Annotated in this window: 11 protein-coding genes and 2 tRNA genes; 11 read left to right on the top strand and 2 right to left on the bottom strand. The window is 30.2% G+C overall.

Annotated elements, in window-relative coordinates; all coding sequences use genetic code 11:
- Nucleotides 1-91: 91 nt before the first annotated feature.
- From pheS to abc-f, 10 genes are all read left to right on the top strand, one after another.
- Nucleotides 92-1084 (top strand): phenylalanine--tRNA ligase subunit alpha, encoded by a 993-nt coding sequence (gene pheS / locus AJ885_RS02470; protein ID WP_002852567.1) that lies wholly within the window; start codon nt 92-94, stop codon nt 1082-1084.
- On the top strand, nt 1081-3402 hold the full coding sequence (gene pheT, locus AJ885_RS02465; RefSeq protein ID WP_070210072.1) for a phenylalanine--tRNA ligase subunit beta: 2322 nt from the start codon (nt 1081-1083) through the stop codon (nt 3400-3402). The genes pheS and pheT overlap by 4 nt, the downstream gene beginning before the upstream one ends.
- Nucleotides 3399-4685, top strand: coding sequence for a 3-phosphoshikimate 1-carboxyvinyltransferase (gene aroA, locus AJ885_RS02460; RefSeq protein WP_004305942.1), 1287 nt, complete (start codon nt 3399-3401; stop codon nt 4683-4685). The genes pheT and aroA overlap by 4 nt, the downstream gene beginning before the upstream one ends.
- Nucleotides 4675-5508 carry a 4-hydroxy-3-methylbut-2-enyl diphosphate reductase gene (locus AJ885_RS02455; RefSeq protein ID WP_070280689.1) on the top strand — a complete coding sequence of 278 codons (834 nt, stop codon included), beginning with the start codon at nt 4675-4677 and terminating at the stop codon, nt 5506-5508. Before aroA ends, AJ885_RS02455 begins: the two co-directional genes overlap by 11 nt.
- A gap of 132 nt (nt 5509-5640) precedes the next feature.
- Nucleotides 5641-7311 (top strand): 30S ribosomal protein S1, encoded by a 1671-nt coding sequence (locus AJ885_RS02450; RefSeq protein WP_053872271.1) that lies wholly within the window; start codon nt 5641-5643, stop codon nt 7309-7311.
- On the top strand, nt 7311-7799 hold the full coding sequence (locus AJ885_RS02445; RefSeq protein WP_044780501.1) for a hypothetical protein: 489 nt from the start codon (nt 7311-7313) through the stop codon (nt 7797-7799). Before AJ885_RS02450 ends, AJ885_RS02445 begins: the two co-directional genes overlap by 1 nt.
- Complete coding sequence (serA, locus tag AJ885_RS02440) at nt 7796-9379, top strand: phosphoglycerate dehydrogenase (RefSeq protein ID WP_044780500.1); 1584 nt, start codon at nt 7796-7798, stop codon at nt 9377-9379. The genes AJ885_RS02445 and serA overlap by 4 nt, the downstream gene beginning before the upstream one ends.
- Nucleotides 9366-10028 (top strand): response regulator transcription factor, encoded by a 663-nt coding sequence (locus tag AJ885_RS02435; protein ID WP_004305935.1) that lies wholly within the window; start codon nt 9366-9368, stop codon nt 10026-10028. The genes serA and AJ885_RS02435 overlap by 14 nt, the downstream gene beginning before the upstream one ends.
- A complete protein-coding gene (locus AJ885_RS02430; protein ID WP_044779238.1) occupies nt 10022-11311 on the top strand; it encodes a sensor histidine kinase in 1290 nt (429 codons plus the stop codon). Before AJ885_RS02435 ends, AJ885_RS02430 begins: the two co-directional genes overlap by 7 nt.
- A gap of 3 nt (nt 11312-11314) precedes the next feature.
- Entirely contained in the window at nt 11315-13246 is a 1932-nt protein-coding gene (gene abc-f / locus AJ885_RS02425; protein WP_044779239.1) for a ribosomal protection-like ABC-F family protein, read from the top strand.
- 30 nt (nt 13247-13276) lie between these two features.
- Here abc-f and AJ885_RS02420 read toward each other — a convergent pair.
- Together AJ885_RS02420 and AJ885_RS02415 are read right to left on the bottom strand one after the other, a co-directional pair.
- A tRNA-Gly gene (locus AJ885_RS02420) sits at nt 13277-13351 on the bottom strand.
- A gap of 10 nt (nt 13352-13361) precedes the next feature.
- Nucleotides 13362-13448, bottom strand: a tRNA-Leu gene (locus AJ885_RS02415).
- 180 nt (nt 13449-13628) lie between these two features.
- Between AJ885_RS02415 and flgL the strand changes: the two genes are divergently transcribed.
- A complete protein-coding gene (flgL, locus tag AJ885_RS02410) occupies nt 13629-15878 on the top strand; it encodes a flagellar hook-associated protein FlgL (protein ID WP_002861511.1) in 2250 nt (749 codons plus the stop codon).
- The last annotated feature ends 44 nt before the right edge of the window (nt 15879-15922 follow it).

Genomic DNA, 15922 nt, shown 5'->3' with positions numbered 1-15922 from the left:
ATTATATCTTTAAAGTTTGGTTTTTATGCTGAATTTAAAATAGTTTTTAATAGAATTAGAACTTGAAATATTTTATTTTAAGGTGAGAAAATTGCAAAATTTTATAGAACAGATTCAAAAATGTGAGAATTTAAATGATTTGGAAGCTATTAGGATTTCCGTTCTTGGAAAAAAAGGTATTTTAACAGAAGGCTTTACAAAACTTAAAGAGTTAGAAGATGAGGCGAAAAAAGAATTTGCTGCTAAACTAAATGCACAAAAAGAAATATTTAATGAGGCTTATTTAGCCAAATTTAAAGATTTGGAAAATCTTGCTTTAGAAGAAAGAATGAAACAAGATGCTTTAAATTTTAACTATTTTGATGAAAGTATTACAACGGGTGCCTTGCATCCTGTTATGAGCACCATGGATAAAATCATAGAGTATTTTATAGCTTTGAATTTTAGCATAGAAAAAGGGCCTTTAATAGAAGATGACTTTCATAATTTTGAAGCGTTAAATTTGCCTAAATCTCACCCTGCAAGAGATATGCAAGATACCTTTTATTTTGATGATAAAAGGCTTTTAAGAACACAAACTTCGCCAGTGCAAATACGGACAATGCTTGCACAAAAACCTCCTATTAGGATGATAGCCCCTGGTGCTGTATTTAGAAGAGATTTTGATATTACGCATACTCCTATGTTTCATCAAGTTGAAGGCCTTGTGGTGGAAGAAGGGCAAAAGGTTAGCTTTGCAAATTTAAAAAGTGTATTGGAAGATTTTTTGCGTTATATGTTCGGAGATGTGAAAGTTCGTTTTCGTCCAAGTTTTTTCCCATTTACAGAGCCTTCTGCTGAAGTTGATATTTCTTGTGTGTTTTGCAAAGGAAAGGGTTGTAGAGTTTGCAAACATACAGGTTGGCTTGAAGTTTTAGGATGTGGAATAGTTGATCCTAATGTTTATAATTTTGTTGGTTATGAAAATGTAAGTGGTTATGCCTTTGGATTGGGAGTAGAGCGTTTTGCAATGCTTTTGCATCAAATTCCAGATTTAAGATCTTTATTTGAAGGTGATTTGAGATTATTGGAGCAGTTTAGATGATAATTACTAAAAGTTGGTTGAATGATTGGTTAGAACTTGAAGAAATAAGTTCGGATAAAATAGCTAAAACTTTAAACTCTATAGGTATAGAAGTTGATAGGGTTGGCGCTTTAAAGGCTCCAGATAAAGTTGTTGTAGGCTATGTTAAGGAAAAAATTAAACATGAAAATTCAGATAAATTAAGCATTTGTCAAGTTGATATCGGAAGCGAAACCTTGCAAATTGTCTGCGGTGCTGCGAATGTTGATGCAGGACAATTTGTAGCTGTTGCAACTAAAGGTGCTATCATGCCAAACGGTATGGAAATAAAAGAAGCAAAATTACGAGGAGTGGATTCTTGTGGTATGCTTTGTTCTAGTTTAGAACTGGGTTTTGAAAAAATCAATGAAGGAATTATGCTTTTAGATGAGAGTATAGGGAAATTAGAACTTGGGAGACCTTTAAATACTTATGAAATTTTTAATGATGAGCTAATAGAAGTAGAACTTACTCCTAATAGGGGTGATTGTTTAAGTATTTATGGCATTGCTCGTGATTTAGCTACAGCTTTAAATTTAAATTTAAAAGAACCAAAACCATTCAAAGAAAGTGAAAATGTTTTAGGTATTGGTAGAATTTTGCGCTTAGCAGCTGAGAAAGAACTTAATGGACTTTATAATTATCGAGCCATAGAGCTAAAAGAAGAAATTCGAACAAATTTATTGCTTAGTTTAAGACTTGCTCAAATTGAAAGTTTGGGAAAAAATTCCATAGAAAATTTATTAAATTATGCAACGCATTCAACTGGTGTTCTTTTTAATGCTTATGATTTAAGTAGTTTTTCTGAAAAAGATGAAGAATTTACCATCAATTTAAGCAAGCAAATGCATGGAGAAACAAAAGTATCTTACAAAGATAAACTTTTAAGCTTTAGCGGAATTTTCCAAAATAATGAAAGTAGATGCAAAGATGATTCTAAAATAATTATTATTGAGGCTAATTATACCGATCCATTGGTGATTGCAGATGCTAAAATATATCATAAAGATCAAGATGAAAAAATACTTTATAGAAGTTTTAGGGGAAGTGAGCCTAAATTAAATTTAGGAATGGATTTTTTACTTAGTATTTTTGAGCAGATTCCAAATCTTGTTATTTATAGTTCTTCTCAACAAATTTTAACCGACAAAGAATTACCAATCATACCAATAAGTATTGAAAGTATTGGCGATATAATAGGGCAAAATGTTGATAAAGATGAAGTATTAAAAATATTGAAAAAATTAGGTTTTGAACTTATACTTTCAGGCGAAGGGCTTATAAATGTTAAAGCACCTTTACATCGTCCTGATATTAAAAATTTATCAGATATTTGCGAAGAAGTTGTAAGAATTATAGGTATTGATAATATTGCTTCCAAGGGTTTAGAATTTGTAGAAAAAAATCGTTTAAATTCTGCATATAAAAATTATATTGAGTTTTTAAATTTAAGGAAAAGAGCAGTAGCTAGTGGTTATTTTGAAAGCTTACATTATGTTTTAGACAATGAAGAAGAACTTAAAAGATTGGGTTTTGACTCTGTTAAATTAAAACTAATCAATCCAATTACAGCAGAACTTAATACTTTAAGAACAACCCTTTTAAATCATTTATTGAATGCAGCAAGTTTAAATGCAAAAAATTCTAAAAAAATTATTAAACTTTTTGAACTAGGGGTTGTTTTCAATGTCAATAATCAAGAATTAAATCGTATCGCATTTATCCATTCTGGCTTAAAAGAAGAAGCTAAAATTTCCAACAAGGCAAAACCTGAATCGGTGCAATTTTATGATTTTCTTTTAGACATTAAAAATATTATAGGCGATTTTAAACTAAAATCATCAAAATATAATATTTTAAGCCCTTATGAACAAGCAGATATTTATCTATCAGATATTAAAGTAGGTTTTATAGGCCGTTTGCATTTAAAAATAGAAAATGAGAGAGATTTGCCAAAAACATATATTTGCGAACTTGATTTAGATTTAATTAAGCAAGATTTTAAAATAGCTAAGCCTTATTCCAAATTCCCAGCTATCACCAGAGATCTTAGCGTGTTAATACCTAAAGGTTTTGAATACAATCAGATTAAAAATTGTATCGAAGAATTAAATTTAGAAATACTTGAAAATTTTCGTTTAGTTGATATTTATAGCGATGAAAACCTTAAAGAATTTTATAGCATTACCATAAGTTTTTCTTTTAGGGATATAAATAAAACTTTAGAAGATAATCAAGTAAATGAATGCATGGATAAAATTTTAAATACTCTTAAAAATTTGGGTCTTGGTTTAAGATGAAAATTTACAAATTGCAAACCCCTGTAAATGCTACACTTGAAAATATAGCAGCAGATAAAAGCATATCTCATCGTTTTGCTATATTTTCGCTTTTAACACAAGAAGAAAATAAGGCTCAAAATTATCTCTTAGCTCAAGATACTTTAAACACTCTTGAAATTATAAAAAATCTTGGAGCTAAAATTGAAGAAAAAGATTCTTGCGTCAAAATTATACCCCCTAAAGAAATTTTATCTCCAAATTGTATTTTAGACTGTGGAAATTCAGGAACTGCTATGCGTTTGATGATAGGATTTTTAGCAGGAATTTCTGGTTTTTTTGTTTTAAGTGGAGATAAGTATTTGAATAATCGTCCTATGAGAAGGATAAACAAACCACTTACTCAAATAGGCGCTAGAATTTATGGAAGAAATGAGGCAAATTTAGCTCCACTTTGTATAGAAGGTCAAAATTTAAAAGCTTTTAACTATAAAAGCGAAATTTCTTCAGCTCAAGTTAAAACAGCTATGATTTTATCTGCTTTTAGAGCTGATAATGTATGCACTTTTAGTGAAATTTCTCTTAGTCGAAATCATAGTGAAAACATGTTAAAGGCTATGAAAGCTCCGATAAGGGTTAGTAATGATGGCTTAAGTCTTGAAATAAGTCCTTTAAAAAAACCTTTAAAAGCTCAAAATATAATCATTCCTAATGATCCTTCTTCGGCTTTCTATTTTGCTTTAGTAGCTATTATTTTGCCTAAATCTCAAATTGTTTTAAAAAATATTTTACTTAATCCTACTCGTATAGAGGCGTATAAAATTTTGCAAAAAATGGGCGCCAAACTTGAAATGACAATAACTCAAAATGATTTTGAAACTATTGGTGAGATCAGGGTAGAGTCTAGCAAGCTTAATGGCATAGAAGTTAAAGATAATATCGCTTGGTTGATAGATGAAGCGCCTGCTTTGGCCATAGCTTTTGCTTTAGCTAAGGGTAAATCTAGTTTAATAAATGCTAAAGAATTGCGCGTTAAAGAAAGCGATAGGATTGCTGTGATGGTTGAAAATCTAAAGCTTTGTGGTGTTGAAGCTAGAGAACTTGATGATGGTTTTGAAATAGAAGGTGGATGCGAACTAAAATCTTCAAAAATTAAAAGCTATGGGGATCACCGTATTGCTATGAGTTTTGCTATTTTAGGTTTGCTTTGTGGAGTTGAGATTGATGATAGTGATTGTATAAAAACTTCTTTTCCAAATTTTATAGAGATTTTATCAAATTTAGGAGCTAGGATTGATTATTGAATTAGCAAAAAACTATGGTTTTTGTTTTGGTGTTAAAAGAGCTATTAAAAAAGCAGAACAAATAAAAGATGCCGCAACTATAGGTCCTCTTATTCATAATAACGAAGAAATTTCTCGTTTACAAAAAAATTTTAATGTCAAAACTTTGGAAAATATAAAAGCTTTAAGCAATGAAAAAAAGGCTATTATAAGAACTCATGGTATTACAAAGCAAGATTTAGAAGAATTGAGAAAAAAAGATATAGAAATTTTTGATGCCACTTGTCCTTTTGTTACAAAGCCACAACAAATTTGCGAGCAAATGAGCAAGGAGGGTTATGAAGTTTTTATTTTTGGAGATGAAAATCATCCCGAAGTTAAAGGAGTAAAAAGTTATGTAAGCACAAAAGCTTATGTAGTTTTGGATAAAAAAGAGCTTCAACATATAAAACTTCCTAATAAAATAGCTGTAGTAAGCCAAACAACTAAGAAGCCTGAACATTTTATGGAGATAGTAAATTTTTTAATACTTAAAACCAAAGAAGTAAGAGTTTTTAATACTATATGTGATGCAACCTTTAAAAATCAAGATGCCATTAAAGAACTCTCGCTTAAAAGTGATGTTATGGTTGTTGTAGGGGGTAAAAACTCAGCCAATACAAAACAACTTTTTTTGATTGCAAAAACCAATTGTGAAGATAGTTATCTAATTGAAACCGAAGAAGAGTTAAAAAAAGAATGGTTTTTAGATAAAAAACATTGTGGTATTAGTGCAGGTGCTAGTACTCCTGATTGGATCATACAAAAAGTTATCGCCAAAATAGAAAATTTTAAAATTAATTAAAAAATGTTTTCAATATAGAATAAAAAAGTCAAAAATTTAAAAAAAATTAACAAAAATAAAAAAACTTAACACTAATTAAAGAAAAATAAGGTAAAATCAATTAATTTCTAAAAATTATTTTAAAGGACCATAATGAGCGAGGTGAACAAAAAAGTTCAAGGCATTGTAGACGATTATCTTGAGGAAGAAGATTTTGGACAGCTTTTAGAGGCTTTTGATAAATCAAGAGAAGAGGCTACAACAGAGGGTGTGATTGTAGAGATCAAAAATGATGAAGTTTATGTAGATATAGGTAAAAAATCTGAAGGTATTTTAGCTCTTAGCGAAATACAAGATGACAATTCTAAGTTATTATTTAATGTAGGCGATAGTATTAAAGTTTCTGTTATGGGTTCTCGTGGTGGCAGATCTTTACTTTCTCATAAAAAAGCTTTGAGAAAAGAAAAAGTTATTGAATTTATTAAAAACTATCAAGAAAATCAAGATGATATTTTTACCGTAAAAGTAGTTGGAAAAAATAAAGGCGGATTGATAGTTGTTGATGAAAATGATGTTGAATTTTTCTTGCCAAAATCTCAATATGGCTTCAAAGAAACAAATAACATTATAGGCAAAACGTTTAAAGTTAAAATTATTAAAATCGACAAAGATGAGCAAAGTATCATTGTTTCTCGTAAAAAAACTTTAGATGAGGAGAGAAGAAAACGCAAAGAATTGATCAATAATGTAGCACAACAAGAAGATTTAATTGAAGGTATTGTGAAAAAAATTACCACTTATGGTATGTTTGTAGATGTAGGAGGTGTTGATGGCCTTGTTCATTACAGCGAAATTTCTTACAAAGGACCTGTAAATCCTGGAACACTTTATAAAGAGGGCGATAAAGTTCCAGTTAAAGTAATAAAGTATGATAAAGAACGCAAACATTTATCCTTATCTATAAAAGCGGCTTTACCTGATCCATGGAGCGAGATAAAAGATACTCTTGATGTAGGTGATACCATTAAAGTAATAGTATCAAATATAGAGCCTTATGGTGCTTTTGTAGATTTAGGAAATGATATAGAAGGATTTTTACATATCAGTGAAATTTCTTGGGATAAAAACATCAAAAATCCAAAAGATTATATCAACAAAGGTCAAGAAATTGATGTTGAAGTAATTGAAATCAATCCGAATGAAAGACGCTTAAGAGTATCTTTAAGAAATTTACTTTCTAGACCTTTTGATGAATTTATGAAATCTTACAAAATTGCAGATGTGGTTGAAGGAGAAATTACCTCGGTAACTTCTTTTGGTGCATTTGTTAAACTTGGCGGTATTGAAGGTTTATTGCATAATGAAGATGCTTCTTGGGATAGAAACGATAAGTGCAAAGATAAATTCTCCCAAGGGGATAAAATCAAAGTAAAAATTATCAAAATAGACGAAGAAAACCAAAAAATATCATTAAGCACAAAAGAATTAAGCAGTTCTCCAGTGCAAGAATATGCCAAAATTCATAAAGTCGGCGATATTGTAAAAGGCGCTATCCGTGATATTAAAGATTTTGGTGTTTTTGTAGAGCTAAGTAAAAATGTTGATGCTTTAATTCATAAAGAAGATATAAGCACTTCTATGCTTGAAAATTTGAAAATTGGCGACGATATTGAAGCTGCTATAGTTTTTATTGATGAAAAGAAAAATAGAATTCGCCTAAGTGTTAAAAATCTTATTAGAATGAAAGAAAGAGAAGTTCTTAATGAAATCAATAATGATGATAAAGTGACTTTAGGTGATATCATTAAAGATCAGCTAACTTAATGAAAAAATACATTACAATAAGCATTTTGAGTATTTTATTACTCATTTTGCTTGCTGTTGTTTTTACATTGCTTTGGCAATTTAAAGCTAATGTAAATTTCATTCCACAATTTGCTAAAGATACAAATACGCAGCCAAGCATTCAAACCCAAAATCAAGATCTTTCATGGCAAGAAGAATTAGCAAAATGGCCTACACGAGATTTTACCCCAGCAGCAGAAAAATTTACCTTATATTTTGATGCGGATACTAGCGAGCTTAAGGAGAAAAATAAATATTATCAACTTATAGTTGGAAAATATGATATTTATTCTATGTTTTGCTTAAGACAGACTTTAAATTCTTTTAATGTGAAGTATTTTCTTCTTAAATCAGGTGATAGTCCAGAAATCTTTTTGGATACAGGTAATGAAAAACTTATAGATGATATTATGAAAGAATTAAAAAAATATAAAATAAATACAGAAGTAAAGGAAATTTGGTTATGAAAAAAAAGATTATAGTATGTGATGCTATTTTGGATAAAGGTATCGATATTCTAAGAAAAGCTGAAGATATTGAGCTTATAGAAGCTGCAAAAGTTCCAAAAGATGAACTTATGCAAATGCTAAGCGATGTTGAAGTTGCTATTACTAGAAGTTCTACAGATGTAGATATAAATTTCTTAAATCATGCCAAAAAATTAAAAGCGCTTGTGCGTGCTGGGGTGGGCGTAGATAATGTTGATATTCCAGAGTGTTCTAAAAGAGGAGTGATTGTGATGAATGTCCCAACTGCAAATACTATTGCCGCAGTTGAACTAACAATGGTACATCTTTTAACATCAGCTAGAAGCTTTGTCAATGCTCATAATTTTTTAAAAATTGAAAGAAAATGGGAAAGAGAAAAATGGTATGGCATTGAATTGATGAACAAAACGCTAGGGGTTATAGGTTTTGGAAATATAGGTTCAAGAGTAGCTATCCGTGCTAAAGCATTTGGTATGAAAATTTTAGCCTACGATCCGTATATTTCTGCTTCTAAGATTACAGATTTAGATATGGAGCAAGCAAAAAATTTGGATGAAATTTTAGAAAAAAGTGATTTTATTACCATTCACACACCAAAAACCAAAGAAACCAATGGTATGATAGGAAAGCAAGAAATTGCAAAAATGAAAGATGGAATAAGATTAATAAATTGTGCTCGCGGAGGATTGTATACAGAAGAGGCTTTATATGAAGGTTTAAAAAGTGGTAAAATAGCATGGCTTGGTATAGATGTATTCAATAAAGAACCTGCGACTAATCATCCTCTTTTAGACTTTGAAAATATTTCAGTTACTTCTCACCTAGGAGCAAATACTTTAGAAAGTCAAGACAATATCGCAAGAGAAGCTTGTGAGCAAGCACTAAGTGCAGCACGAGGCGTGGCTTATCCTAATGCCTTAAATTTGCCAATTAAAACCGAAGATTTACCACCTTTTGTAGCTCCTTATATAGAACTTGTTTCTAAAATGGCTTTTTTAGCTGTTCAAATTGATAAAAATCCTATAAAAAGTATTAAATTAGAGGCTGAAGGAATTATTGGCGAGTATGCAAATTCTATGCTAACCTTTGCAGCTGTTGGTGCTTTGGGTGGAATTTTAGGAGAGAAAATTAATTATGTTAATGCAGAATTTGTTGCCAAAGAAAAAGGAGTTGAATTATCTTGCGAAACTCTTCCAAATAGTGGTTATAATAATAAACTTAGCGTTAAAATTATCACCGAAAATTCAAATATCAGTGTTTCAGGAACAGTGTTTAATGAAAATGAACAACGCATAGTTGGATTAAATGGCTTTAAAACTGATTTTAAGCCAAAAGGGAAAATGATTATTTTTAAAAACAAAGACATACCAGGAGTTATAGCTAAAATCAGCTCCGTTTTGGCAGCTAAAAATATCAATATAGCTGATTTTAGGCTTGGTAGAGATGGTTTTGGGTATGCTTTGGCTGTTGTTTTGATTGATGAAAAAGTTCAGAAAGAAGTATTAGATGAACTAAAACAATTAGAGGCGTGTGTATTTGTCCAATATGTTGAAATTTAAAATTTTAATTATAGAAGATGATATAGATTTAAACGAACTGCTTGTTTTAAAGTTAAAATCTAGTGGTTATGAAGTTATATCTTTAGTGGATTTTTTTGGAGTTGAAGATTTGCTCGATAATGAGCAAATCGATCTTTTAATAGTCGATAGAAATTTGCCCAGTGGAGATTCTTTAGAAAAAATTCAAGATTTAAGAGAGCAAGGATATAAAGAAGCAGTTATTTTTCTTACAGCCAAGGCTTTGCATCAAGATTTGCTCGAAGGCTTTGAAAGTGGTTGTGATGATTATGTTTGTAAACCTTTTGATTTTAATGAGCTTTTGCTTCGCATTAAAGCAATTTTAAAACGCCATAAAAAAGAAGAAGAAAAACTATCTTTTGGTGATTTTATTTTAGATTTGGCTAATTATGAATTCTTTTACAAAAATCAAAAATTAGAAATCTCAAATCTTGACTATGAGCTTTTAAAATATTTTTTTGAAAATCCAAATACCTTGCTTACTAGACAATTTTTAAGCGAAAGCGTTTGGAAAGATGATACTACAAGTGATAAAACAATCAATATAGCTCTAACAAGACTTAGAAATAAATTTCCAAAACTAAAAGATCATATTATAAGCGTTAGAGGTGTTGGCTATAAATTATGCTAAAAACTAAAAATATTTTTATAGTTTTTTTTGTTGTATTGGCTTTGATTTTTGGGTTTATTTTTTGTACTTTTACTAACTCTTATCTTAATTTCTTGCTTATAAAACAATATGAGCAAAAAATCAAAAGCCTTGATGATGTTTTAAAATTTTCTCTCTTAGAACATTTAAATGATGCTAATATCAAGGATTTTGCTAAAGATACTAGGGCTGATTTTATTATCCTAAACAATGATATGAAAATAAGTTCTGTAAAAAATCCTGATTTTTTTTCTAATCTTAAAGAAGGAAAAATTTTAAATTTCGATTCAAAAAAAATTCTCACTAAAAGCTTTATTTACAAAGGATATAAATATATTATTATTGTTTATCCTCGTTTTTTAGATTTAGAACTTTTTTGGACAAAAATGGCAATCGGTTTTGGAGTGTCCTTGCTGTTTGTTTTTATTTTAATGTTGTTGCTAGGTAGAAGAATAGAGAAAAATTTTAATAAAATTTTGGATTTTTTAGATTCTATAGGGGATCATAAAGTTGTTATATTAGAAAAAGGAATGTTTAAAGAATTTAATTTGCTAAATGAGAAGCTTTTAAAAACTAAGGATAAAATTCTAAAGAATACCCAGAAAAATAAAAAACAAAGCGATAAAATCACTTTAAAAAATACTCAGCTTGCTAGTGTGATTTCTGCTATTTCTCATGAGCTTAAAAATCCATTAAGCGTGATTGATCTTAGCTTAGAGATGCTAAAAGATGAGAAATTGGAAGATAAAAAATTAAAAAAGGAATTGCTAGAAAAAATTTCGCGTCAAAGCATTAAGCTTAATGCTTTGACCCATAAGCTTAATTTTGTTTTTAATCTTAATAGTGAAGCCTTGCAGATGCAAGAATTTGATCTTTTTTCTCTGTGTGAAAAAATCACTAAAAACCCAGGCTTTGAAAGAGTTGTATTGCAAGGTAAAAGCACGAAAGTTAAGGCTGATGAATTTTTAATCGAGCAAGTGATTATAAATTTGCTTTCTAATGCTTTAAAATATAGTCAAAAAGAAGTCATTTTAACAGCAAGAGATCAAAAGATAATAGTGCAAGATTTTGGAAAAGGTATAGAAGAAGATAAAATAAAATTGATTACAAAAAAATTTTATAAAATTGATGTAAAAAGTGATAATTCTTTTGGTTTGGGACTTTTTTTAGTAAAGAAAATTTTAAGTATACATAAAAGTTATCTTGAAATTTCTAGCACTTTAGGCTATGGTTCTAGTTTTAGTTTTAAACTCAGTCAAGGATAAAAAATGGCTCTTATAGATTTAATTGAAGCTTCAAAAAAATTTGGAGACAAAATAGTTTTAAATGAAGTAAATTTTAGCGCAAACGAGGGAGAAAAGATTGCCATTATAGGCAAAAATGGAGAAGGAAAATCTACTTTTTTAAAAACGCTTTTAGGCGCACTTCCTTTAGATAGCGGTAGAGTAATAAGACAAAATGGAAAAAGCATAGCCATGCTTTCACAAACCGTTGATTTTAACGCAAATTTAAGTGTAAAAGAAGCCATCAAGCAAGAGCTTGCAGAAATTTACAATGCCTTAGAAGAATATGAAATACTGCATAAAAAATTAGAAGAAGATCCTAGCAATAAAGATTATCTTAAAAAAATAGATACGCTTATGACTTTGATTGATAGTAAAGATGCTTGGAATATAGAATCTAAAATAATACGCGTTTTAAAAGAATTTAGTTTGCTTGAGTATGAAAATCGTATTATATCTACTTTAAGTGGTGGAGAAATACGCCGCGTTGGCCTTTGCATACTTTTACTAAAAAATCCTGATATTTTATTGCTTGATGAGCCAACTAATCATTTAGATGTATATATGACAAGCTTTTTAGAAGAATTGCTAAAAAATTCAAAGATGTGTGTGATTTTTATTTCCCATGATAGATATTTTATTGACGCTATAGCACACAAGTGTATAGAAGTGGAGCAGGGTAAACTTAGTATTTTTAAAGGCGGATATGCAAACTATTTAGAGAAAAAAACACAAATTTTGCAAAGCCTTGCTAAGAGCCATGAAACTCTTTTAAAGCAATTAAAAAGCGAAGAAGAATGGCTTAGAAGAGGGGTTAAGGCAAGACTTAAAAGAAATGAAGGACGAAAAGAACGCATTTTTAAAATGCGTGAAGAAGCGAAAAAAAATCCCGGAGCAATCAAACGCTTAAAACTTGAAATTTCAAGAGCGGCCTTAAATTTTAATGGAGGAAAAACGATCAATCGTAAAAAAATGCTTTTTGAGCTTAAAAATATAAGCAAAAATATAAACAATAAAAATCTTTTTAAAGATTTTTCAACGCGTATTTTACAAGGTGAACGCATAGCTATCGTAGGAAGAAATGGTTGTGGAAAATCGACATTGTTAAAAATTCTTCTAGGGCAAATAAAACAAGATAGCGGTGAAATAAAACGCGGAGAGCTTAAGATAGGATATTTTGATCAAGCTAGAAGCTTGGTAAATTCTGATAAAAGCTTGCTTGAAATTTTTTGTCCCAATGGTGGAGATAGGGTTGAAGTTCGTGGTAAAAATATGCATGTTTATGGATATTTGAAAAATTTTTTATTTCCTAAGGAATTTTTAGATAAAAGTGTGGCTCTTTTAAGTGGTGGAGAGAAAAATCGCGTTGCTTTAGCCTTGCTTTTTACTAAAGAATATGATGTTTTGATTTTAGATGAGCCAACTAATGATCTTGATATAGCTACGATTAATATACTAGAAGAATACTTACTTAGTTTTGAAGGGGCTATTTTGCTAGTATCACACGATAGATATTTTGTTGATAAAATCGCAACAAAACTTTATGCTTTTGAGGGAAATGGATATATAAATATTTTACACACTCTTTATACTGAATATCTTGAAAATGAAAAAGAAATTGAAGAATTGGATAATTTTGCTTTAGAGCTTCAAACCCAAGAGCAAAATAATAACCAAAAAGAAAAAAGCTCTAAAAAATTAAGCTACAAAGAAAATGAGATATTAAAAAACCATCCTGAAAAAATAGATTTTTTAGAGCAAAAGATAGCTAAATTAAATCAAGATTTATCCGATCCAAATGTATATCAAGAAATAGGTATTAACAAGCTTTATCAAGAGCTTGAAGTAATGCAAAAAGAACTTGAAATTCTAGAAAATGAGTATTTTTTAGTATTAGAGAAAAGTGAGAATTTATAATTAATAAAGATTTTATATTTTTTTACTCTATGGAGCGGGAAACGAGATTCGAACTCGCGACCCCAACCTTGGCAAGGTTGTGCTCTACCCCTGAGCTATTCCCGCAAAAAATAAGTGGTGCCCGAGGTCGGACTCGAACCGACACAAGGTTGCCCTTACCAGATTTTGAGTCTGGCGCGTCTACCAGTTTCACCACTCGGGCTCATTTTTAAGATTTAAAGTTGAAATTATACTTTTTTAGACTAAAAAATACTTTAAAAATAAAAAGTATTTTCAAAAAGATTATATAAAATTATGTAATTTAAATTTTTGGAACAGTTATTGCTTTTGTTTATTAGCAATGTTTGAAAAGATTTTAACTTTAATACTTTAGAGGAAAAAAATGAGAATTACAAATAAACTTAATTTCACAAATAGTGTGAATAATTCTATGGGCGGTCAAAGTGCTTTATATCAGATATCTCAACAACTTGCTTCAGGTTTAAAAATACAAAATTCATATGAAGATGCAAGCATTTATATAGATAATACGCGTCTTGAATATGAAATTAAAACATTAGAACAAGTAAAACAAGCAACAAACAGTGCAAAAGAAATGACTCAAAACAGCATGAAAGCTTTGCAAGATATGGTAAAACTTCTTGAAGATTTTAAAGTTAAAGTAACTCAAGCTGCAAGTGATGGGAACTCTCAAACTTCAAGGGAGGCTATAGCAAAAGAATTAGAACGCATAAAAGAGAGTATAGTTCAGCTTGCAAATACTAGCGTTAATGGTCAGTATCTTTTTGCAGGCTCACAAGTTGCAAATAAACCTTTTGATTCCAATGGTAATTATTATGGAGATAAAAATAATATCAATGTAGTAACTGGAGCTGGAACTGAAAGTCCTTATAATATACCTGGATGGGATTTATTTTTCAAAGCAGATGGAGACTATAAAAAACAAATTACTACTAATATCAGTTTTACAGATAATCGTTATACAGATAAAGATAAACAAGAATATTTAAACGGGGATTCTGCTTGGAAGCAGCTTATCGGGCAAAATTATGTAAAAGATGGAAAATTAGATCCGGATATAGATTTTGAAGATAAAGACCGAAAACTTAATTTTCCACCTTCAACACTCTATGTTCAAGGAACAAAACCAGATGGAACAAGCTTTAAAAGTGCAGTTTTAGTAAAACCAGATGATAAAATAGAAGATGTATTAGAGCAAATTGGTGCACTTTATGGCAACACTGCTAATAATAAAGTTGTAGAAGTAAGCATCAATAATAGTGGTCAAATTCAAATCACAGATTTAAAACAAGGCAATAATAAATTAGACTTTCATGCCGTAGCCTATACTCCACAAATGGACAAAACAGAAAGTTTCAAAGCAATGGAAAAATTTGTTAAGGATAATGATCTTAACATGGATAATGTTACCAATGCTGTTATGCAAGAGGCTATGAAAAATGGTGATATTACCAATCCAACTAGTCCAGTTACTATTAAGTTAACAGGAAAAGATGGAAAAGAGCAAGAGTTTACCTTTAGTTTAGCTCAAACTGATTTTATTAAAAGCAATATGACTGATTCAGCTGGCAACAAAGCCAATGGTGCAGATTATGATAATGTTTATTTTGAAAAAGATGGAAATACTGTTTATGGTAATGTTTCTCAAGTTATTAAAGGAAGTAATGCTTATGCAACTGATTCAACCAAACTTAGCGAGGTAATGGCAGGAAATAGTCTAAATGGTACTACTTTAAATTTAAAAGTCAATTCCAAAGGTGGAAATTCTTACGATGTTACCATAAATTTACAAACTTCAACTGTAAGCTATCCTGATCCTAATAATCCAGGTCAAACCATAAGTTTTCCTATAACCCATACTGATCCTGCAACTGGAAATAGTGGAGTTGTTACAGGATCAAATGATATTACTTATGGTCAAATCAATGATATTATAGGTATGTTTGCCGCAGATAAAATTCCAACCCAAAGCATAACAGCTGCAAATGGAAAAGTTGATGCAAATGGTTATAATAGTTTACAACAACTCATGAAAGATTCTCAAGCTACTGTTGATGTAAGTATGGATTATAAAGGTCGCATTAGCGTTACCGATAAGCTATCCTCAGGAACCAACATAGGAATTTCTTTAAGTGATTCTCAAAGTGGACATTTTCCGCAACCACCTTATACCACAACTGCGCAAGTAGAGAATGGTCCAAATTTTAGTTTTAGTGCCAATAATGCTTTAGTTATAGATGAACCAAATGTTGATCTTATAAAAGATTTAGATACTATGATAGATGCGGTTTTAAGTGGTAATATGAGAGCCGATGGAAATTCGGCCGATCCAAGAAATACCGGAATGCAAGGAGCTTTAGAAAGACTCGATCATTTAGCAGATCATATCAGCAAGCTTAATACAACCATGGGAGCTTATCATAATACTATAGATGGTGTCAATACTCGAGTAAATTTCTTAAGCGTAAATGTGCAAAGCATTAAGTCAAATGTTATTGATGTAGATTATGGTGAAGCTATGATGAATTTAATGCAAGTTCAACTTGCATATCAAGCTTCTCTTAAGGCTAGTACAACAATTTCTCAACTTAGCTTATTAAATTATATGTAAAAATTTATGGTATAATTTGGCTTTGATTTTATTTTTAAGGAAAG

It is taken from the genome of Campylobacter sp. BCW_6464 (assembly GCF_001762775.1).
In the GTDB taxonomy this organism is placed as follows: Bacteria; Campylobacterota; Campylobacteria; order Campylobacterales; family Campylobacteraceae; genus Campylobacter_D; species Campylobacter_D jejuni.
Note: the sequence above shows the minus strand (reverse complement) of the source record. Positions and strands in the feature narration are given on the sequence as shown.